Here is a 20,315-nt window from a genome sequence, read left to right as displayed (position 1 = left end):
GGCACTCCCCTCCACGCTCATCACCAGAGCGTCCCCCATGAATCGACCGCGAAGCGATCAGTCCACGAACGTGACGGCCAGCGCGTCGCTGAACCGTGAGAGCGAGCCGAAGTCCCGGTACCAGAGCTGGAAGCGCCAGGTCGAGCCCGCCAGCAGCGCAGGCCCGCCCGCGGGCAGCGCCTGATGGTCGAACGGCAGCTCCATGAAGCCCGCCGGAGTCGCCTGGCTGACGGGCAGCCGAGTGAGCGTCCCGTTGATGCAGAGGAAGCCCTGCGTGACGGGCTGCATCAGCGGATCCGCCCCCATGAAGTAGATGCCGAAGGAGTTCGTGGGGCACGAGACCGTCTGGAGCACGAGGTCGTTGGCCGCCAGACTCCAGGACCCGGAGTAGCCCATCGATGCGCCCTGGCCCGTCGAGTTGATCGCCGCCGTGCACTCGACGACGGGGCCCGGGAGGTAGCTGGCGTCGAAGGCAAGAGCGCCCATGTCGCCGCGCGACCCGTCCGGATCGAGCGGACTGTTCGGGTCTCCGGTATCGATGCAGGCGGAGCCTGCCATCAGATGCAGGTCGAGGTTCGCCTCGTCCCAGAACATCGGCAGGTCGTCGATGTTGCCCGCGCCAGGCGCGCCCCCTTCGATCAGGCTGTACGTCGCCGTGGGACCGCCTTCCATCTGCGGCAGGTCGTTGCCGTACACGATGCAGTCCACGAGCGACGCCGCACCGTAGATCCCGCCGCCGTGGTTCGCGGGCGCCCCCAGATGATTGAAGGCGATCGTGCTGCGCGTGATCGTGGTGCTCGGCGTTGCCCAGATGCCGCCCGCGTAGGCGCCCGCGTTGGAACCGGACGCGAGGTTCCCTGCGATGACGCAGCGATCGATCGTCACGGTCGCACTGGAGTGCACCGCGATGCCGCCGCCGCGTCCCCCGGAGAGAACCGCCCCGTTGTAGAGGATCTGGCAGCCGCTCAGGCTCGCCGTTCCGCCCGTGAGGTACAGCCCGCCCCCTTGTGCGCCGGTGCATCGATTACCGCGCACGACGCAGTCGATCATGGTCGGCGCGCCGTAAACGCCGCCGCCGTGGTTCAGGCTGCTGACGTTGTTCTCGATGCGGCAGCGGATCATCGTCGGGCTGCCGCTCACCCCGGCCCCCAGCCGACCGACGTTCGATCGAATCACGCAGTCCTCCAGCAGCGGAGTGCCGTTCGTCACGACGCCACCCGGACCGAAACCGCCCGAACCACGCGTGACCGTGAGGGAGCGGAGAACCGTACCCGGACCTTCCCCGCTCGTCATGCGAACGGCGATCCCCGCGAGATCCGCGTCGATGATCGTCGACGCGGGCCCTGCGGTCCCGATCAGCTCGATCGCCTTACCCAGTAGATCGAGCTGCTCGACGTAGGTCCCCGGACCGATCAAGATTCGATCGCCATCGCTGGCGGAGACGATCGCCGCCTGGACGCTGGAGCCGCTGGTGACGAAGAGGTCGGCGGCCTGGGTGAGCCCCATGCAGCCGAAGCCGAGGGCGAGGAAAAGGGGTGCTTTCATGGCAGTCTCCGGGATTGAGTTCGACGGCATCCGAGCGCGCCGTCGTGTGAAACCCAACCTAGGTGACCACCACCGATTTGCCGCTTACGGTCGTGTCATTCGGCCATGAAAGACGGCCCACGCCCTGGTCCTGGTTCGGTCATATCTAGCGAGCGAACGTTCGCCCGCCGGCATGTGCGCCCCATGCTTCATAGCACTACGCCCAACGGCGTAGGGGCATGGCCGCTGAACACGTAGGACAGGTCCGTCCCTCCCACCGCGTTCGTCAGGATCTCCGCGAGCACGTCGCGATAGTCGGTCGTCACCGCGAGGTCTCCCTCGTCGAGCGCGGCCGCTTGCAGCGTGGGCCAGCTCCCATGCACCTGGCCGCCGACCACGCCCTTGCCCATCACCATCATCATGCCGCCGCTCCCATGGTCGGTTCCCGCGCTGCCGTTCTCGGCGGCGCGCCTGCCGAACTCGCTCTTCGCATAGAGGACGTACTCGCTCTCGCGACCCTGCATGTCGAGCCGAAGCGCCGCGAGCCCTTCGCTCAGGCTCGCGAGCATCCCCGCGAGCGTTCCCTGGATCGGCCCCTGCGCGCTGTGGTGATCCCAGCCGCCGTAGTCGTAGTGCGCGACCTCCAGGCCGATGCCCGCCTTGATCAGCACCGCGATGCTCCGCATCGCCTGGCTGAAGGGATCCGCCCCGTAGACCGCACCGTTCGCCGGCACGTAGCCCGCAAAATCGACGCCCCCGAGGAGGTCGATGGCCTCCAGGGAACTCACCGCAGCCGGCGCGAGCGGCGGGATCGTGGCCGCGTACGCCCCCTCGAGCGCGTCCCGACGCGCCGCTGCGCTGACCGCCGCTCCAGGGAACAGGAAGTCCGCGGGCTCGGGGATCGGCAGGCTGCTCGGAGCCAGGGCCAGCACGCGCGGCAGAAGCTCATCGACCGAAATCGCGCGCAGAACGCCGGATCCCGAGGGCGCCACCGACTGCAGATGCCGCGCGAGCCAGCCCGAAACCTCCCCGCTGCCGGGGTGATCGGGAGTGCCGGTCTCCATCGACTGCATCGCGCTGAAGTGGCTCCGACTCGGATCCGTCGAGCCACACGCGTGAACGAAGCCGAGGGTCCCGGCCTGGTACGCTGGCATCAGCGCCGCTGCGTTCGGATTCAGACCGAAGAAGCCGTCGAGATCGAGCGCTCCGCTCGCGGCGCCCGGCGGCGGCACGGCGAGCGTCGGCCGGTGCACGTAGAGATCGGAGTCTCCGTACGGCACGACCACCGAGAGCCCGTCCATCGCGCCCCGAAGAAAGAGTCCGATGACGGTCGGCCGCGCCGATCCGGATCCGCGGGAGTTCGAGAAGGCGAGGCGCGGAGAGCAGAGCGCGGCCGCGCCCGCGGCGCTCGCTCCGAGGAATCCGCGGCGGGAAAGGCGCGCGTACTCGGCGCATTCGTTCTTGGGCTGAAGGTACATGACGGCGGAGGGTGCAGGTCGGCGAGGGTGGAGGGTGAAGCCAGGGATCAGACGAACTGGAAGCTCGGCAGCGACAGCGCGAGGGCGATCGCCTCGCGCGCGGCGGCTCCGTTCCAGACGGGAACACCGCTGACGAAGGCCTGGAGCTCTGCCCTGTCGACAGCCGCGAGCGTTCCACCGAACAGGCGCGCGTCGAGCGTCTCCGCCACCATCGCAGGAGGCACGCCGCCGAGGAGCGCGTTCAGCGACGCGGACGATACGCGCGTGCCGCTGACCTGGCCGTCGAGCAGGTCCGAGGCGTAGGACCAGCGCGGCAGAAGGTTCGATCCCCACGCGCCGAGCGCGTCCGGGTAGCCGTTGGGCGCGCCCCAGGCGAAGGGGACATGGCCGAGCTTGCGAAGCTCCTCGATGAGGCCCATCGGCTGACTCGTCGTCGCGTCGGTCGCGCGCAGCGCGGAGATCACGAGGTGCAACGGTCGCTTCAGCTTGTACGTCGACTCGATCGGCAGACCGCGGAAGGACTCGCGGCACAGCACCTCCTCCATCGTCGCGGCGAGGTCTCCGCCCGTCTGGAGGAATCGTGCTGCGACCCGATCGACCGCGGACCGAGGCGCATTGTAGAAGAGGAAGTACGTACAGAGCTTGCTGGCCAGGTGGGCCGCCGTGCTCGGGTGCGTCGCGAGGAGATCGAGCACCGTCTCTCCATCGGTGGTTCCGCCGCCCGCGGGGATGGGCTGACCCAGCACCGACTTCGGTCCTGTGTCGTGATCGCTGGCGCGGAAGAAGAACTCCCCGGCCGAGGCTCCACCCAGACGCAGCGTCCAGCCGGTGAAGCAGCGCGCCACTTCCTGGACATCCATCTCCGTGTAGCCACCGCTCACGCCGAGCGTGTGCAGCTCCATCAGTTCGCGCGCGTAGTTCTCGTTCGGCGCGCCCACGACGTTGGTGTAGTTGTCGAGGTAGTAGAGCATCGCTCCGCTTCGGGCGGACGCTCCGAGAAGATCGCGGAACCGGCCCAGCGCGTGAGCGCGGACGACCTCGCGATCGTCGACCGTCTTCAGGTATCGGAGCGGGCCCGAGTTGCCGTCGATGTTGAAGTGATCGGTCCAGAATTCGACCATCCGCTCGAGGAGTTGACGCTTCGAATGGCGAGCGCGGAGGACCCGCGCGCTTCGGAGTTCGCCTGCCACGAACGCATCGCCACCGCCGCTCTGCGGAAACGTCGCGACGAGCGTCGGGACATCCATCGAGAGGCTCGAGTACGAAGCGAGCAGTCCGTCGAGCGCGCTGTCGTCGATCGACGCGGGCGCGAGCTGCTCCGCGCGGCAGGCGTGGAACCCCATGGCGCTGGCCCGCTCGAACTCAGGCACGGAGAATCCGAAGGTGCCCCGGCGAACGAGGGCGAGGACGTCGGAGGAGGGGCTCGGGGCCACCGCGATCGAGCCAGGGAGACTCGTCGACGTGAACGACTGCTGGGCGGAGGGTGTCATGGGTCGGTACGGCTGGGTGATAAAGAGTGGCTCGCTAGTGCCCTGAATCAGAAGTTCGTCGCATTAGTTTCAGTCTGTTTCGTTTCGTAGCAAGGCGTCCGAACCGCAGTGCGTAGCAGTAGTTCCGTCCAAGGTTCGGCAACGCAGCTACGGAGCGAAACAGGCGAAACTAATGCGACGAACTTTTGATTCGGGGCACTAGTGCCCTGAATCAGAAGTTCGTCGCATTAGTTTCAGTCTGTTTCGTTTCGTAGCAAGGCGTCCGAACCGCAGTGCGTAGCAGTAGTTCCGTCCAAGGTTCGGCAACGCAGCTACGGAGCGAAACAGGCGAAACTAATGCGACGAACTTCTGATTCAGGGCACTAGTGCCCCAGCGCGTCCTGGAGGTGGCGAACGACGTCACGGGAAGCGCGGTCCGCCTCGCGGAGCCGACCCGCTCGAATCTGCCGCTCGATGCGGCGCATGCGCTCGCGGATAGCCTGCGTCGGCTCACCCCGATCGTGGAGCTCGCGGCCGAGGATGCGGATCTCCTCGATCGTGTCGCGGAGGGTCACTCGCAGCTCGGCCATGCGAACGGCCGCGCCACGAACGCGCTCTCTCTGGGCCGCATCGAGTTCCCCCATCAGCGCGAGACGGCCCGAGAGCTGGAGGCGCTTCTGCTGGTTCTCGACGTCGAGCAGTCGCTCGAAGGCCGTTTCGATACGAACGGGATCGAAGGGTTCGCCGGCCATGGCGGCGCTCAGATCGGCTTGAAGCTCGGCCTGGGTCGCCCTCAGACCGGAGAACTCCGCGCGCCGCTCTCGAGCCTCCTCACGGATCTCGACGATGCGATCGTCGGGCAATCCCAGTTCGTCGAGGTGCTCGAGGATCTGCTCGGGGGACGGGAGCATGCGCTCGAAGGTGCGCGCCTCGCGCTGCGGCCCGCCCACGGCGGAGAGCGGGACGGCGCAGAGCAGGAGCGTCGGGAGAAGCTTGAAGGACATCATGGGCAGCGTGGGCAGCGTGGCAGCGTGGGATCAGCGGGAACCCGCTCAAAAGGGCTCGGTGACAAGCAGGGAATCGGTGGCGGCGCGCATCTGCGCCTCCTCCTCTCCCACCGTGAGAGCCGACAGAGCTGAGTCACAGAGCGCGTCGAGCTCGAAGGCCTCGGGCACGGCCGCGATCTGCTCCACCTCGATCGGCGTTCGCAGGAACCATGCGCCGCCGGCGGCGACGCAAGCGAAGAGGGCCGCGGCCAGTGGAAGCCAGGCCCATTGCTTTGCGGGAGCCTCCGGTTCCGGCAGGGATTCGGTCATCTCCCGGAACGAAGGCGCCTCGCGGTGGTCGCGGGCGCGCTCCGCCTGGAAGAACTCATCGAGACTCGAGTCGTGGTGCTTCATCGTGTGGAAGACGGCTGCGAGGTCAGGCGCTGACGGAGCGCTTCCTTGCCTCGTTCGTAGTGCTGGCGGACGGAGCCGATGTGGAGATCGAGAATCTCGGCAGCCTCCCGGAGGCTCAGGCCCTGGTAGAAAGTCAGGTGCAGAACCTCGCGCTGGCGCGGCGGCAGTGCAGCGAAGGCCGCCCGTAGCTGGCCGTGCTCCTCGAGCTCAGTGACCCGTTGGACGGGGTCTTCCGCCGCTTCGTCGCGTTCGGGCGCCGCCGCCGCGCGGCGGATGGACAGATCCAGCGCTCGACGGTCGCGCCGCCTTTCTTCCAGTGCCACGAGTCGAATGACGCCGAAGAGGAAGCCTCGCATGGGCGAGTCGACGGTCGGGCGCGCCTCCGCGGCCAAAATGCGCGCGTAGCTCGTCTGGAGCGCGTCGGCGGCCCGCTCGGGGTCCCCACCGACGCAGACCAGCGCCCAGCCGTACGCATCTCCGTGGAGAGGCTCCAGGGCGGCCATCAGCGCCGCCTTTCCCCCCACGCCTGTGGCAGATGTGGCGGGCGGGATCTCCCGCTCCAGCTCTGGGGCCTGCGCCTTCTTGGCGCGTGGGAGGAGGCGGAAGGACGGCATGTCAAAGGAGTGATGACCGGGGTCGCCCTCGCATATGACCAAGAATCCGAAAACTTGCCAGGGCTTCCCGGAAGGACCGCATTTTCCCGGTCACAGGCGTTCTGGCGCAGCGTTCCCCCCTGCACTCCAAACCCGATGAGGCACGCGGGGAGACGTCGAGAGGCGTCGTCGGCCATGTGGGCCACACTGCCTCGTCGGGTGAGGAGCCCTTACCTGCGGAAGCCCGCGAGCAGGCCCACCCCGCCGGACGCAGCCGAAGGCAGGCTGCCCGAGACGAACGTCTTGAAGCTGTCGAATTGCTCACCGAGGTTGGCGGTGAGGCTGTCCCAGTAGCCCTGTGCCTTCTCCCAGTTGATGTTATCGACGAGTCCGGCCTTCTGGAGCCCGAACACCGCCAGCGCGACGACGCCGATCACCAGCATCGTTCCCTTGAGGAACGTTCTGAGGGCATACCCGATGCAGAAGGCGATGAAGAAGCTCAGGCCGCCCTTCGCAAAGAGCGGTGCCCACAGCGTCTGCGCGGCCGAGCCCTCCGTCCCATTTGCGGGAATCCCGCCACCCACGGGGGTTCCAGGGCCGAAAGCGCTGGGCTGAACCAGCGTCGTCCCATCCGACGAAGCCACTCGCGCACCCGTATCTTCCTGGCCTGAACTCCCCATGGCGAGACCGACGCAGCCGAGCACGAGGGATAGAACCACGAGCGCCTTCTTCCAGAGGGCGATCGAACCGATCCCACCCTCGCCTTGTTCCGCGGACTCTACCGCTATGTCTTCGTTTGTCATGATGGAGGCCCTGGGGCGCTCTATTCATGGTCGCACGTGACACGTGAGCCCGCAAGAACACTCGCACGCATCACGGTTCGTCTTCCTACACTGGGAGTTGCCGCCTGTCCCCACAGCCGCTGGCCTTCCCCATGCCTCCTCACCCCGTCCGCATTCTCGTCGTAGAAGACAACGCCACGCTTCGAGCAGACGTCCTGGACGCCCTCCGAAGCGCAGGATTCGAGGCTCAGGTCTCCACCACGCTCGCCATGGCGCGCGTCGCCGCTGAGTCGCACTGCGACCTGATCCTGCTCGATCTGATTCTCCCCGACGGCGAGGGTCTCGATCTGTGCCGCGAGCTACGCGCCGCAGGCCGCTCCATCCCGATCATCATGATGACCGGCATGGACAAGCCCGAGCAGCGCGTCGCCGGCCTCGATGCTGGCGCCGACGACTACGTCGTCAAGCCGTTCCATATCCCCGAACTCATCGCGCGCGTCCGCAGCATCCTGCGCCGCACCGGCAAGTCGGGGATGGGGAGCTTCGTGAAGCACCTCGACCTCTGGATCGACGCCGACCAGGTCGCCGCGGGCCGCGGGACCACGACGTTCAAGCTGAAGCCGCGTGAGTTCGACCTCCTGAGCTTCTTCATTCGCCATCCGGGGCGCGCCTGGACGCGCCAGGAACTCCTGGACCAGGTCTGGGGCCACACCTTCGAAGGTGACGCCCGTACCGTCGACCTGCACGTCCGGCGATTGAGGGCCAAGGTCGAACCGAACGAGGAGTCCCCGCACTACCTCGAGACGGTCTGGGGCGTGGGCTACCGGATGACGATGAAGTGGCCCGAGGACAGCGACGAGATCCAGCCCATGCCCCCGCCGAGCACGCCGGTGCGCCGCGAGGTTTCAAGCGGCAACCCCCGATCGGAAGAGCAAGAGCAGGGCCAGTAGGTTCCGGCACCCGGTAGGCTCTGGTAGCGGGTGTCAGCGACGCTCCATGGGCACGCGAGCGACCACCGTGTCGCCCTTCCCCTGCTCATCCGTCACGCTCTGGACCGTCCAAAGATCGAGTCCGTTGTCGCCGTCGATGCACGAGCCGCTGTAGTCGCCCCACGGTCCGCCTTCCGTCGCCGCCTTGCCTTCACCGAGGGAGACGATGGGACGTAGCGTCCCCGGCTCATCCGTGGCCCGTCGCCAGGCGAGGCGGGGACTGATGAACATCTCGGGGCTCGTCTCCTGGAAGCCGACGAGCACGTCGAGCTGCTCGTTCACGGCGAGCGACGTCTGGATGTAGCTCGACGTTTCGCTCGACAGCAGACCGGACTGCACGACCTTCCCGTCGAGCTGGATCTGATGCCATTGCACGCCCGCGCGGCCGCCGACGTTCACGGTGTGCGAAAACCACAGATGCCCGCCCTGGAGGACCACGTTCTTCGGCCGACGATCGCCGGAAGCGGTTTTCTTGTCCGTGCCCTTCTGCGGTGACTGCGGCGGGAATCCCACGAACTCCAGCCCGTGTTCACTCCGTCCCAACAGGCGTGCCAACGGCGCACCGTTCTCGCCAGCGTCTTCGTCACTCTCCACACAGCGAACGACGAACTCGGTCTCCGTCACGTCGAGGAAGTAGAGCGGGTCGACGGCGTCCTGGCCGAGCACCGGATGGCCCAGGCTTCCCTGGAAGTGATACGCCGTCGCGGGCTTCCCCGCCTTCATCTCCGCCGTGCGGAGGACGAAGGTTCGCTCTTCACCGCCGGGGAACGAGTAGCCGATCCAGCGCCGACTCGAGCCGATCGCCCCCCCATCGACGCCCGCGGGCGTATGGACCGGATAGGTGTTCCAGGCCCCGGTCGGATCGCTCGTCTCGGAGATCGAGACGTTGACCGGCTTCTCCAAGGCTTCGTCCCAGTAGACCCAGAGGTCGAATCCGAAGACGCCGTTGTGGCGGTCGAAGAAAACCTTGGGGTCGATGCCGTTCTCGAAGGCGCGCTGGTGAACGCCGAGCACGTATTCGCCCTCCTTGCTGTAGACGATCAGCCCGCCGTTCGTGGCCGTCAGCACGTGCTCGCCACCGACGGCGATCTGAGGATCGACCTGACGATCGCCATCGGTCGCGCCGTCGAAGAGCAGGATTCCATCGACGGTCCGCGGATGGCCACCCAGCGAGCGCTGGGGCACCTGGCCCTCGCGGTCCAGGGTGACGATTCGCCTGGGCTGGATGACTTCGATCCGCGTGGGCGCTGACCCGCCGTCGCTGCCGTCGGGGAAGTGAGAGGTGGGTGCCAGAAGGCCCACCGTGACGAAAGCCTGGACGAAGAATGGAAGCATCCCGGGAGCTTAACCATCCAGGCGAACCGATGCGCGGCCTCCGCCTGGGCGACGGCGGCCTGGGCGGCCAGCGAACCGGGAACGTCCCGACCGACCTGACCGACCCGGCTTTGAACGTCGCTGGCTACTTCGGCTGCGCCGTCTCCAGGTCCGAGCCGCCGTAGCCGAGCGCCTTCAGATCCCGCAGCATCGTCTGGCTGAGCGGCTCCGACAGCGCCGTTCCCCCTTCCTCTACCAGCCGCGTCCGGATCTCCCCCATGCGCTGGGCCATGCGGTCCATTCGCTCGGGGTTCGCCTCGCTCACATCCTGCTGCTCTTCGGGATCGACGTCCGTATCGAACAGCTGCGGCAGCGCTCCGCGCCGCCGCGTGACGAACTTCCACCTGCCTTCGACGAGGGCAAACTGGGCTCCCCTGCCCTCCAGTGGATAGCGCGAGGAGAGATACAGCTCCCGCGGCTCGAGCTCTCGCCCCACCGACTTCGCGTCGACGCCCGCGAACGTTCCCACGAGCGACTCACCGTCGAGTGCCCGCGCCGGCGCTCGCAAACCGAAGAGCTCCGCCACCGTCGGCAGCGTGTCGAGAAGCGAAACGGTGCTCGGAAGTTCCACGCCCGCGGGCAACGCACCAGGCGCAGCGAAGATCCACGGGACGTTCACCATCTCCTCGTAGACGAAGGTGTTGTGGCCCACGGCGCCGTGCTGGAGGAAGCCCTCGCCGTGATCCGAGGTGAAGAGCACGCAGACGTCCTCACCATGATCCCGAAGGAGTGGTTCGACCAGGCGCCTGACGCGTGCGTCCATATAGGCCACGTGTTCGTCGTAGGTTTCCACGAGACGGAGCGCATCCGGGTGATCGCGAGCCACGCCGCTGGCCTGAACTTCGGCGACGTCCGTGATCGAGCCGGTCACGTCGCTGCCCTGCACCTCGCGGAACATGGACGCGTACGGCTCGGGCGGCGTGTACGGCATGTGCGGCGGCAGCATGTGTACGTAGAGAAACACGGGGCTTCCGCCTTCGATGAACGAGGTCGAGAGCGCCTTCTCCGCCTCCGCGAAGATCTCCTCCGGTGCGACGTCGAAGTCGTGGAGGGTGTACCGGTCGAAGCCGCGACCCAGGCCCGTTCGGGGCCCCGCTGCCCCGTTCTCGGTGAGTCCGACGGTGCGGTACCCGGCCTCCTTGAACATCTCGGCCAGCGTGCGCGGGCCATCCGCACCGAGGATCTGGGTCTGCCACAGCACGCCGTGCCGCTCCTGGACCAGACCGGTGAAGAGCGACGTGACCGAAGAGAGCGTCCACGAGGTCTGCGAGAGCGCCCGCCGCGCACGCACGCCAGCGGCGCTCAGCTCCTCCAGGAACGGGCTCGTCCTCCGCCGATACCCGTACGCAGAGAGGTGGTCGGCGTGCACCGAATCCGCCACGACCACCACGAACGAGCGCCCGCGAAGCGACCCGGCGAGTGCGTCGCGCGGCGACTCCTCTTGACCGCAGCTCGGGATGCTCACGAGCAGCACCAGGAGCACCACCACCACGTATCGAATCCACTTCAACGTTGCTTCACTAGCCGAACAAGAAGTCGGCCTCCTTGGACCACATCGCGTATCGGAAGACGGGCAGGAGCCGCTGAAGCTCCTCCACCAGCACCGGCGGCACCTCCGGCGTCAAGAGCGCGCTGCGCACGGCTTCGGTCGCGGGCCAGCGGCGCTGGACCGACAGGAGATGCTCGCCGGGCTCGTAGTACTTGAAGAACTCCTCGAGCTTCTCGGGCCCCATCTCGCCGCAGATCCACTCGCCCTTCCAGTCGGCGAGCTGCAGCCGGTAGCCGTCGAGATCGTTCAGGATCGCGAGGAGAGGCTTCACGCCCTCCGCGGTCACGCGCTTCACAAGGTTGCGCCCGTCGTACCAGCCGTCCTGGTGGATCCGGAAGCTGACCTCCAGCGCGTCCGCCTCGAGCGCCACGCACAGGTAGCCGTTCTTGTAGGCCTGGTCGAGATCCTTGGCGAGGTCGGCGCCCAGGGTCTTCCGGAGGCGAGCCTTGGCCGCCTTGTCACGGGTCACGTAGGCCCAGAGGCGCTCGACCCGCCCGCCGTTGACCGCAGGGAAAGGGTTGTGGATCGAGGTCCGGACCTCGAGTTTTACCTCCTTGGGCGCCGCCTTGGCCGCGTGCTTGGCGATGGCTTCGAGCCGCCTCCGGGCTGCGAGCCGCTGCTCGTTGTAGTCCGCCGACCGGGACCGAGGCGGCCGGAGCGCCTCGAAATCCCAGGAGACGAAGGGCTCCAGCGGCGGCAGGGCGGCCGCCGCGCGGGGCCGGGCCGCCCGGCGAGGGGCGGCGGCGGACGAATCCGTGGGACCAGCGGGATCGGCCGGGTCAGTCTCGTTGCGGGGCGCCATGCCCTCATCCTGTCCGATCAGGCGGCCCGTGTCCCCCCCACCCCTGGCCATTCCGGGCCATTCCGGGCCATTCCGGGCCATTCCGGGCCATTCCGGCCCATTCCTGACCCTGGAGCGGCTTTGCGCTCGATCCGATTCACCCCGCGCCCTGCGACCGCCGATCTCCGGTAGAGGTCGCTTTCTCCCCCGATGTAAGGGCCACGTCAGCAAACCGACAAAAAGTGGGTGACCCCGCAGGAGCAACGGACTTGATTCGTAGGACGCTCCAGGCCTCCCCCTCACTATCCTGTCCGCCCAATGCGCTTCGCCCACTTCGACTTCGACCCCGCCACCGACCGACTCGGTGAGGGCCCCCTCAGCGAGGTCTACCGGGCGGTCGACACCAAGCTGGGGCGGACCGTCGCACTCAAGATCCTGCGTCAACACGCGGAGATCGACCCCCAGGCCGACCAGCGCTTCCATCGCGAGGCCAAGCACACCTCCAAGCTGGATCACCCGCACATCGCCACGATCTTCGAGTACGACCGCTTCGAAGGCACGTCGTACATCGCGATGGAGTACCTCGAGGGCCGGACCCTCGACAAGATCATCAAGGATCAGAGCCTCGGGTACGAGGAGTGCCTGCGGGTCGCGCTCCAGCTCTGCGCCGCCTTGGAGGTCGTTCACCTCGGCCAGCTGATCCACCGCGACCTCAAGCCCGCCAACATTCTCCTGAAGGACGATGGCAACCTGAAGCTGCTCGACTTCGGCATCGCGCGCGCGGCCGACGAGGCCAGCATCACCCAGCACGGCATGCTGGTCGGCACCGTCCTCTACATGAGCCCGGAGCAGGTCCGCGGCGACGAACTCGACGCTCGCAGCGATATCTTCTCGCTGGGGTCGGTGCTCTATCACGTCATGACGCGGGCCCTCCCCTATCCGGGAGATTCCTTCCCCGAGGTCTGCATGGCGATCCTCGACGGGCCGCCCCGCAAGCGCCCTTCCGAGGTCCGCTCGGGCTTCCCGCCGCCGCTCGAAGAGTTCCTGATGCGCTGTCTCCGGGGCGCGCCAGAAGACCGCTACGCCGACGCGTCCGAGGCGCTCCAGGACCTCCGCCGGGTCGAAGGAGACATGACCGGCACCGGCAGGCTTCGACCGATCGCGCTCAGCGGGAGACTGCTGCTCAACCCGATCGCGTGCGGTGGCGCGGACCCGTCGTCCTGCAGCGTCATGGCGGGCGGCCTCCGCAAGGACCTCGCCGCCGCCCTCGCCCGCAACAAGAACCTTCATATCGATTTCGAGCGCGAGGATGGAGCCGCCTATGACTTCCTGCTCGATGCGACGCTGTCGGTCGAGAACAAGGTGGGCAGGCTCGAGATCATGACCACCACCTCCCGGGACGGTAGGCGCATCGTCCACAAGGACCGCGTCACCTCCAAGGATGACGACGAGTGGGCCATGCAGGAGGACCTGGTTCGCGCCGGCATGCGCGTTCTCCGGGCGAGGCTCATGCAGGCTTCGCAGATGCCAGCCATCCGTTCCAGCCGCAAGGCCGATGACGCACGCCGCCTGGTGACGCGCGCCCGCGAGGTGCTGCACCGCGGTCGCTCCAAGCACGTGATCTCCGCGACGAGCCTCCTGCGCCAGGCGCTAGAGCGCGACCGTTTCAGCGCGAACGCCTACGCCGTGCTCGGGGAAGCCATGGTCCGCAAGTACCTGCTCTGGGACGGCGACCCGACCTTCCTGGAAGAGGCGCGGGAGAACGCCGACAAGGCCCTGACGCTCGACAGCAACTGCGCGCTCGCCCACACCGCCCTCGGTTTCGCCAACCACCTCTCGGGTCACCTCGACGACGCCCAGCGCGAGTACCGCCTCGCGATGCAGTGTGACCAGGAAGAGTGGTTCGCTCACCGACTCCTCGGCTCGATCTACGCACGGGAGGGCAACTTCAAGAGCGCGACCGGACTCTTCCAGAAGGCGATCGGCCTCAAGCCGACGCATATCGCTTCCTACGATCACCTCTACGGCGTGCTCGTGCGACTCGATCGCTACGAAGAGGCGCTGGAGACCGCGGACAGCGGTATCGCCGCCGGGCGCAAGCACCTGAAGCGCGTCCCCGACGACATCGACGGCCGCCTGCACACCGCCATGCTCTACGCGCGACTCGGCCGCTCGGACGAGGCGCGCAACGAGATCAACGCCGCGCTGGAAATCGCGCCGCGCGACGGCTTCACGTGCTTCCACGCCGCCTGCGTGCACGCGATCATCGAGGAGCCCGAGGACCTCGGACGCGCCATCGATCTCCTCACGAGCGCCCGCGACCGCGGCTACTACATGCGCGGCGAGCTGACCCGGAACACGGACCTCGACGTCCTGCGCAGCCTGCCGGAGTTCGGCGAGCTACAGGTCCTCTGATCCGCCGTCCGGAACGGTCCCGACGAAGCGCTCGGCGGATCCGGGGGCCGGAAGCTGGCACGCGTCGGAGGTCCCGAACCAGCGCAGCCGATTCCGCGCCACCCAGCGATAAACGCCGTCGCGCAGGAATCTCGGGACGATCCGGAAGACGCCGGCGAGGCGCCACGGGAACTGCATGTGCTCCGAGGCCACGCGGAGCGCGGCGGTGCTCCGCACCGACATCTCTCCCTTCTCGTCGATGAGCACGAGCGTCGAGAGTTCATCGGGATCGAGCCCGCGACTCGCCACGGCGCTGCGGCCCACGTCGCTCTGCAGAGAGGCGAATCGGAGCTTCCCGGTCCGGTCGCGATCGAGGATGAAGCGAACGGAGGAGGTGCAAAGGCCGCACTCGCCGTCGAACAGCAGCAGCGGCAGGTGGTCGGCGGTGACCGGCGACGTGGGGACGTGGGCTTCCATCGCCCGTGACTATGGGCCGTGATGCGTCAGCTGCTGCGATTTTCCGCCCCCAATTCGGGCCCGATTCCGAGGGGAATCCCCCATCCAGGGCCCTGGGGAGGGCCATGCCCGAATCGGGAAACATCCAGGGCACATCCAGGGGCGTGAGGGCGTTGAGGAACCGGAGCCTTCCGACTACCCTCCCCCGCTCTCCATTGGGCCTGGCGGCCCAGGAGCTCCGCGTCCCTGCCCCTGTCTCCATGCCACTTGATCGTTCCATCGTCGTCGTCGACACCGAGACCGCCACGCTCTCCGGCGCGCCCCATCTCCTCGAGGTCGGCGCCATCAGGGTTCAAGATGGAGAGGTCATCGACCAGTTCGAAACGCTCGTGGCTCCGGCGGTCGAGATCGACGAGGAAGCGACGGCGATCCACGGGATCACGGACGAGGACATCCGCCGCGCCCCGCTGGCGAAGGACGCGCTCACCCGGTTCACGGAGTGGGTCGGCGATGACTGGCTCTGCGCGCACAACGCTGGCTTCGATGCCCGTGTCTTCGGCTTCGAGCACGCACGGACCGGCGCGCCTGTCCCCGCTGCTCCCTTCCTCTGCACGGTGAAGCTGGCCCGCAGGCACATCCCCGAGTCCCCGGACCACAAGCTCGAGACCTTGTGCCAGCACCTCGACCTCGACGAGGGGGTGCACCATCGCGCGCTCGCCGACGCCGTTTGGGCCTGGCAGGTGCTCGAGGAGTGCGCGGAGCGCGCCGAGACCACGTCCGCCATGGAACTCCTGGCGCAGTGCGGAACCCCGGTCACGATCAAGGGCTACATCCCCGGCCCGGCGCGTATGAAGCCGCGGCTCCGGCCGCTCCAGGACGCGCTCCGCAACGGTGACGAAGTGACGCTCCTGTATGGCGGCGGCGACAGCGGTGTCCCTTCGTCGCTGGAGGTGATGCCGCGTCTCCTGTACGAACGCCACAAGAAGAGCTACCTCGAGGCCGAGTGCCTTCGAACCGGCATGTTGAAGACCTACCTGCTGGATCGGATCCAGAAGGTCATGGCGCCGGCGCTCTGATAAGGGAGAGTCGGGGGCCCGTGACTCCGGAATGCCCGTGACCCCCGAATGACAGTTGCGCAATGCCCGACCTTTCGGCGGTCGGGCTTGGCCAGGGAAGGTCACGTTCTCGTCATCTTATCGAGCGCTTGATCCTCCACCATCCGGTGGAGGTCGCGCCGCAGTGCTGGAGGATCCAGCACCGATGATCGGCACGACCCCCTCGACCAGATCGAGGGATGGCCATTCTCCCCTACCGTATGCCGCCGAAACTCAGCTTTCCGCGCCTCGGTCGCCACGCGATCATCGCACAGGTGACCCTGCTCGCCCTGGGCACGTTCTTCCTCACGCGCGTCCTCCTGCTGGCCTACAGCTGGAAGGAGACGGCCGCGAGCCCGGTCGACCTCCTCCGGATCTTCGGAGTCGGTCTCGTGTACGACCTCGCCTTCTGTGCGTTCGCCGCGGCCCCCGTCGCCGTGCTGATCGCGCTGCTGCCCGAGGGCCTCTGGAGAAGCAAGCCGGTCCGCGGGCTGTGCCGGTTCGCCCTCGTCGGGGTGATTGCCTTCGTCGGTTTCCAGATCTGCGCCGAGGTCCTCTTCTGGGATGAGCTCAACGTCCGCTTCAACTTCATCGCGGTCGACTACCTGATCTACACCCACGAGGTCATCGACAACATCATCGAGTCCTACCCCATGGGGCTCATCCTGGGCGGCCTCGGACTCCTCTCGGCGCTCGTCTTCTGGCTGGTGCGCAAGCCCGTGACGGCGGCCCTCGATGCCCCGGACACCGTGGGCGCCCGCTGGGCCCGAGCCGCCGCCGTCGTGATCGCAGCCTGCTGCGCCTTCTTCTTCCTGGATCAGTCGTTCCGCCGCATCTCGGCGAACCCGTACCAGACCGAGCTGGCGTCCAACGGCCAGTACCAGTTCATCGCCGCGTTCCGCAACAACGAACTCATCTACGGCGACTTCTACCAGACCATTCCACTGGAGAAGGTCGACGCGGAGATCCGCGAGGCGATCTCCGAGCCGAACGCCACGCCGCTCAGCACCGAGCTCCTCCACCTCGAGCGCCGGATCGTCAACCCGCCCAGGGACAAGCCCCTGAACGTGATCCTCGTGATGGTGGAAAGTCTCAGCGCCGACTATCTCCAGCGCTACGGCGGCAAGGACGGCCTGACCCCGATGATCGATGAGCTGCTCGGGCAGTCGCTCAACTTCGACGCCCTCTACGCGACCGGCACGCGGACCACCCGCGGCCTGGAGGCCGTGACGCTCTCGCTACCGCCCACGCCGGGCCGTTCCGTGGTCAAGCGCCTGGGACGCGAAACCGGCATGCAGTCGCTCGGGCACATCCTGAATGGAGCGGGCTACGAGTCCAAGTTCGTGTACGGAGGCCGCGGGTACTTCGACAACATGAACGCGTTCTTCCAGGGGAACGGCTACGAGATCATCGACCAGACCACGGTCGACAAGGCGTCGATCCAATTCGAGAACGCGTGGGGCATGTCGGACGACGACCTCTTCCGCGTCGCGGCCGATACCGCGGATCGATCGGCGGCGGACGGGAAGCCGTTCTTCCTGCACGTGATGACGACGTCGAACCATCGGCCGTTCACGTATCCCGACGGGCGCATCGACCTTCCTTCCGGCGAGGGGCGGCACGGCGCGGTGAAGTACACCGACCGCGCCATCGGAGACTTCCTCGAGTCCGCGCGCACCCACAGCTGGTTCGACGACACGATCTTCGTCGTCATCGCAGACCACTGCGCATCGAGCGCGGGCAAGGTGGACCTTCCGGAGTTCCGCTACCACATCCCCTGCTTCTTCTACTGTCCCGCCCATCTGGAGCCGCGGTACGTATCGACCATCTGCAGCCAGATCGACGTCGCGCCGACGCTGCTCTCGCTCCTCGGGATCAGCTACACCTCGACGTTCTTCGGCTTCGACGTTCTCGCAGCGCCGCCCGAGTCCGGGCGCGCACTCATCGGGACGTACCAGAAGCTGGGGCTTCTGCAGGACGACGTACTCACGATCCTGAGCCCCCGCATGGGGCTCGAGCAGCGCGTGGAGACCCGCGGGGCCAAGATCGAGGTCGACATCGAGCTACCGAGCGAACGTCTTCGGGAGCGCTGTATCGCCTACTTCCAGTGCGGAGCCCACGTGTTCAGCAAGCATCTGAACGCGGAGATCGCCCCGGGGCCCCGCGTGGCGGCCATGGAAGACTGAGGGCCGAAGATCAGGCACTGACCGGGACGGTCCCGATGGCGGGCCCGCGCCTGCCGTCGCCCGGGACGCCCGCTCGATCGACGTCTTTTTCGTCGCCTTCCGGCGTATCCGCGCTGACGGAACGAGGGAGATGAACGACCAGTCGGGCGCCACCGCCCTCCGCCTCGTCGGCGCGGATCTGCCCGCCGTGGGCCTCGGTCGCGGCGCGGGCCAAGGCCAGCCCGAGGCCGTAGCCAGCGCGCTGGCCGTCGGGCGTCGCGCCCTGGTGGAACGCGTGGAAGACCTGCTCGCGTTCTTCCTTCGGGATACCAGGCCCCTCGTCGTCGACGTAGAGCCGGATCTCGTCCGGCGTGCCTTCCATCGTTACGGTGACGGAGGTCTCCGGCGGCGTCCAGCGGATCGCGTTGCCGACGAGATTGCGAAGCATCAGGATGAGCGCTTCGCGATCACCTGCGACGCGCAGGTCGCCGCTGCGCTGGACCACGACCTCGACGCCGCGCTGGTCGCCCAGGTCCTCCTCGCGCTGGAGGCGACGGACGGCCTCGTCGCCGAAGTCGAAGTACTCCTTGCGCTCCATCCCCTTCGTGTCGCGGAGCGCCGTCATGGTGATGAGATTGTCCACCACGAGGGCGAACTCCTTCATCTCGTGCAGCTGCCGTCCTACGATCCGCCGGTACTCGTCGTTCTCTCGCGGACGGAGGAGCGCGATCTCTGCCTCCGTCATCATGTTGTGAAGCGGTGACCGCAGTTCGTGGGCCAGCCCCGCGGTCATGAGGATGTTGCGCGCGTGCTCTTCCTGCATGTGGGCGACGCTGCTCTGGAACGCTTCGGCCACCGCCCGCACTTTCCGAGGAGCGCCCACGAGCGACCCGGTTTCCGGGCTCCCGCCGAGCCGCGCCGCGTGCGCGGAGTCAGCGACCTGCGAGAGCAATCGCGCCAGCCGATTGGCGAAGACGATGCCCGAGGCCACCATCGCCGCCGCGATCAAGAGCGCGATCAGCACGAAGACGGATGAGGTCTTGGCGAGCTGCTCCTCTCGCTTGGCTCCGTCGATGAGAAGCTCGAGGACGAGGCCCGCTCCGGAGGCGCGCAGGAAGTCGTCGCCCGCTTCGGCTTGCGTGAAGGACCGGGGAGCCAGCCTCGTTCGAAGGAACTGGTACGGCGTGGAGAGCGAGGCCCCGTAGCCGATCGGAGCCGGCCCCGCGGGCGGGAGCTCCAGGGAGGGCCGGCCGCCGCCTTCGCCGATCCAGCGCATCTCGCTCACGGACCACGCACGGCATCGGATTTCGAACTCCGGGTGGTGACGGTTGTGCTCGGCGCAGATCTCTGCGAAGCGCTCGTCCGTCATCGGCCCGGTCAGGCAGCTGGAGGAGATCTCTGCCATCTCCTCGACGGCCAGCGATCGCATCTCCCGACGGAGAGACTCCCGCGTCTGCCAGAGCGAGAAAAGGGTGCTCAGGAGGACGAGCGCGAGGGCTCCCGTCATGATCCAGAGGGTCAGGCGCCCACGGACGCTCCAGCCGCGGCTGGCGGTCGATTTGATCTCGGTCACTCGGTGGGCTCCTCGGGAAGCGAGATGCGGTAGCCCTGCCGGATCACCGTTTCGATGATCCCGGACCCGCCGGTGCCGAGCTTCCGGCGCAGGCGCGCCACGAGGACCTCGACGATGTTCGTACCCGGGTCGAAGTGAAGGTCCCAGAGCTTCTGGAGCAGGTCCGTGCGGCTGAACGTCTCGCCGGGATGAGACGCCAGCAGCTCCAGGAAGGCGTGCTCGCGGGGACTGACCTCGACCTGACGCCCGGCGCACTCGACCTTGGGCCGGTTGCGGTGGATGATGAGCGGCCCGATCTCGATGGCCTCTTGATAGCCATGCCGGCGGAGCACCGCCCGGATGCGGGCCATGAGTTCGGTGAAGGCGAAGGGCTTGATGACGTAGTCGTCGGCCCCGAGCTCCAGGCCATGGACCCGATCCTCGACCTCCTGGCGCGCCGTGAGGTAGAGCGCGGGCGTCTTGCGGCCCGTGGCGCGGATCCTCTCCAGGATCTCCCAGCCGCTCACCCGGGGCATCATGACGTCGAGGAGGAGCACGTCCGGCTCCTCCACGTCGGTCCCCGTGAGGCGCGCTAGCCCTTCCTCGGGCGAAGAAAACACCTCGCAGGTGTGATTCAGGTCATGGAACCCCCGCTGGAGGGTTTCGAGCAGGCGCGGGTCGTCGTCGATCAGGCAAACGTGCATGGCAGCTCCAT

At 67.4% G+C, this 20,315-nt stretch carries 17 protein-coding genes; 4 read left to right on the top strand and 13 right to left on the bottom strand.

Going from position 1 to position 20,315, the window contains the following annotated elements:
• Nucleotides 1-57: 57 nt before the first annotated feature.
• The 7 genes from Poly30_RS05620 to Poly30_RS05590 all read right to left on the bottom strand — a co-directional run bounded on the left by Poly30_RS05620 (nucleotide 58) and on the right by Poly30_RS05590 (nucleotide 7,267).
• Complete coding sequence (locus Poly30_RS05620; RefSeq protein WP_419191000.1) at nucleotides 58-1,545, bottom strand: right-handed parallel beta-helix repeat-containing protein; 1,488 nt, start codon at nucleotides 1,543-1,545, stop codon at nucleotides 58-60.
• Nucleotides 1,546-1,733: 188 nt separating this feature from the next.
• On the bottom strand, nucleotides 1,734-3,002 hold the full coding sequence (locus Poly30_RS05615; protein WP_145205962.1) for a DUF1501 domain-containing protein: 1,269 nt from the start codon (nucleotides 3,000-3,002) through the stop codon (nucleotides 1,734-1,736).
• Between the two features lie 47 nt (nucleotides 3,003-3,049).
• Entirely contained in the window at nucleotides 3,050-4,492 is a 1,443-nt protein-coding gene (locus tag Poly30_RS05610; RefSeq protein WP_145195137.1) for a DUF1800 domain-containing protein, read from the bottom strand.
• 362 nt (nucleotides 4,493-4,854) lie between these two features.
• Nucleotides 4,855-5,478, bottom strand: a complete 624-nt coding sequence (locus tag Poly30_RS05605) for a periplasmic heavy metal sensor (RefSeq protein WP_145195134.1) — start codon at nucleotides 5,476-5,478, stop codon at nucleotides 4,855-4,857.
• Between the two features lie 45 nt (nucleotides 5,479-5,523).
• Nucleotides 5,524-5,871 carry a hypothetical protein gene (locus tag Poly30_RS05600; protein ID WP_145195132.1) on the bottom strand — a complete coding sequence of 116 codons (348 nt, stop codon included), beginning with the start codon at nucleotides 5,869-5,871 and terminating at the stop codon, nucleotides 5,524-5,526.
• Complete coding sequence (locus tag Poly30_RS05595) at nucleotides 5,868-6,485, bottom strand: RNA polymerase sigma factor (protein WP_145195130.1); 618 nt, start codon at nucleotides 6,483-6,485, stop codon at nucleotides 5,868-5,870. The genes Poly30_RS05600 and Poly30_RS05595 overlap by 4 nt, the downstream gene beginning before the upstream one ends.
• A gap of 209 nt (nucleotides 6,486-6,694) precedes the next feature.
• On the bottom strand, nucleotides 6,695-7,267 hold the full coding sequence (locus Poly30_RS05590; RefSeq protein ID WP_145195128.1) for an FUN14 domain-containing protein: 573 nt from the start codon (nucleotides 7,265-7,267) through the stop codon (nucleotides 6,695-6,697).
• Between the two features lie 131 nt (nucleotides 7,268-7,398).
• On the opposite strand from Poly30_RS05590, the gene Poly30_RS05585 reads away from it, so the two are divergent.
• The gene (locus Poly30_RS05585; protein ID WP_145195126.1) at nucleotides 7,399-8,196 is read left to right on the top strand and encodes a response regulator transcription factor; all 798 of its coding nucleotides are present in this window, start codon (nucleotides 7,399-7,401) and stop codon (nucleotides 8,194-8,196) included.
• A 33-nt stretch (nucleotides 8,197-8,229) separates the two neighbouring features.
• Here Poly30_RS05585 and Poly30_RS05580 read toward each other — a convergent pair whose 3' ends face one another.
• From Poly30_RS05580 to Poly30_RS05570, 3 genes are all read right to left on the bottom strand, one after another.
• Nucleotides 8,230-9,570 (bottom strand): hypothetical protein, encoded by a 1,341-nt coding sequence (locus Poly30_RS05580; protein WP_145195124.1) that lies wholly within the window; start codon nucleotides 9,568-9,570, stop codon nucleotides 8,230-8,232.
• Nucleotides 9,571-9,694: 124 nt separating this feature from the next.
• Nucleotides 9,695-11,119, bottom strand: a complete 1,425-nt coding sequence (locus Poly30_RS05575) for a sulfatase family protein (RefSeq protein ID WP_145195122.1) — start codon at nucleotides 11,117-11,119, stop codon at nucleotides 9,695-9,697.
• 10 nt (nucleotides 11,120-11,129) lie between these two features.
• Nucleotides 11,130-11,960, bottom strand: a complete 831-nt coding sequence (locus Poly30_RS05570; protein ID WP_145195120.1) for a hypothetical protein — start codon at nucleotides 11,958-11,960, stop codon at nucleotides 11,130-11,132.
• A gap of 297 nt (nucleotides 11,961-12,257) precedes the next feature.
• Between Poly30_RS05570 and Poly30_RS05565 the strand changes: the two genes are divergently transcribed.
• Nucleotides 12,258-14,354 (top strand): serine/threonine-protein kinase, encoded by a 2,097-nt coding sequence (locus tag Poly30_RS05565; protein ID WP_145195117.1) that lies wholly within the window; start codon nucleotides 12,258-12,260, stop codon nucleotides 14,352-14,354.
• Here Poly30_RS05565 and Poly30_RS05560 read toward each other — a convergent pair.
• Nucleotides 14,340-14,810: a thiol-disulfide oxidoreductase DCC family protein gene (locus tag Poly30_RS05560; RefSeq protein ID WP_145195115.1), complete on the bottom strand. Its 471-nt coding sequence runs from the start codon at nucleotides 14,808-14,810 to the stop codon at nucleotides 14,340-14,342. The two genes, Poly30_RS05565 and Poly30_RS05560, sit on opposite strands and share 15 nt — an antisense overlap.
• Nucleotides 14,811-15,049: 239 nt before the next feature.
• Here Poly30_RS05560 and Poly30_RS05555 point away from each other — a divergent pair, with 239 nt between their 5' ends.
• Both Poly30_RS05555 and Poly30_RS05550 read left to right on the top strand, forming a co-directional pair.
• A complete protein-coding gene (locus Poly30_RS05555) occupies nucleotides 15,050-15,865 on the top strand; it encodes an exonuclease domain-containing protein (RefSeq protein WP_419190999.1) in 816 nt (271 codons plus the stop codon).
• A 218-nt stretch (nucleotides 15,866-16,083) separates the two neighbouring features.
• On the top strand, nucleotides 16,084-18,069 hold the full coding sequence (locus tag Poly30_RS05550; protein ID WP_419190998.1) for an LTA synthase family protein: 1,986 nt from the start codon (nucleotides 16,084-16,086) through the stop codon (nucleotides 18,067-18,069).
• A gap of 10 nt (nucleotides 18,070-18,079) precedes the next feature.
• On the opposite strand, the gene Poly30_RS05545 is transcribed toward Poly30_RS05550, so the two are convergent.
• On the bottom strand, nucleotides 18,080-19,621 hold the full coding sequence (locus Poly30_RS05545; protein WP_145195111.1) for a sensor histidine kinase: 1,542 nt from the start codon (nucleotides 19,619-19,621) through the stop codon (nucleotides 18,080-18,082).
• Nucleotides 19,618-20,304 (bottom strand): response regulator transcription factor, encoded by a 687-nt coding sequence (locus Poly30_RS05540; protein ID WP_145195109.1) that lies wholly within the window; start codon nucleotides 20,302-20,304, stop codon nucleotides 19,618-19,620. The genes Poly30_RS05545 and Poly30_RS05540 overlap by 4 nt, the downstream gene beginning before the upstream one ends.
• Between the last annotated feature and the right edge of the window lie 11 nt (nucleotides 20,305-20,315).

This window comes from Saltatorellus ferox (genome assembly GCA_007751475.1).
Classification (GTDB): Bacteria; Planctomycetota; UBA1135; order UBA1135.
This window is presented reverse-complemented; position numbering and strand designations above follow the sequence as displayed.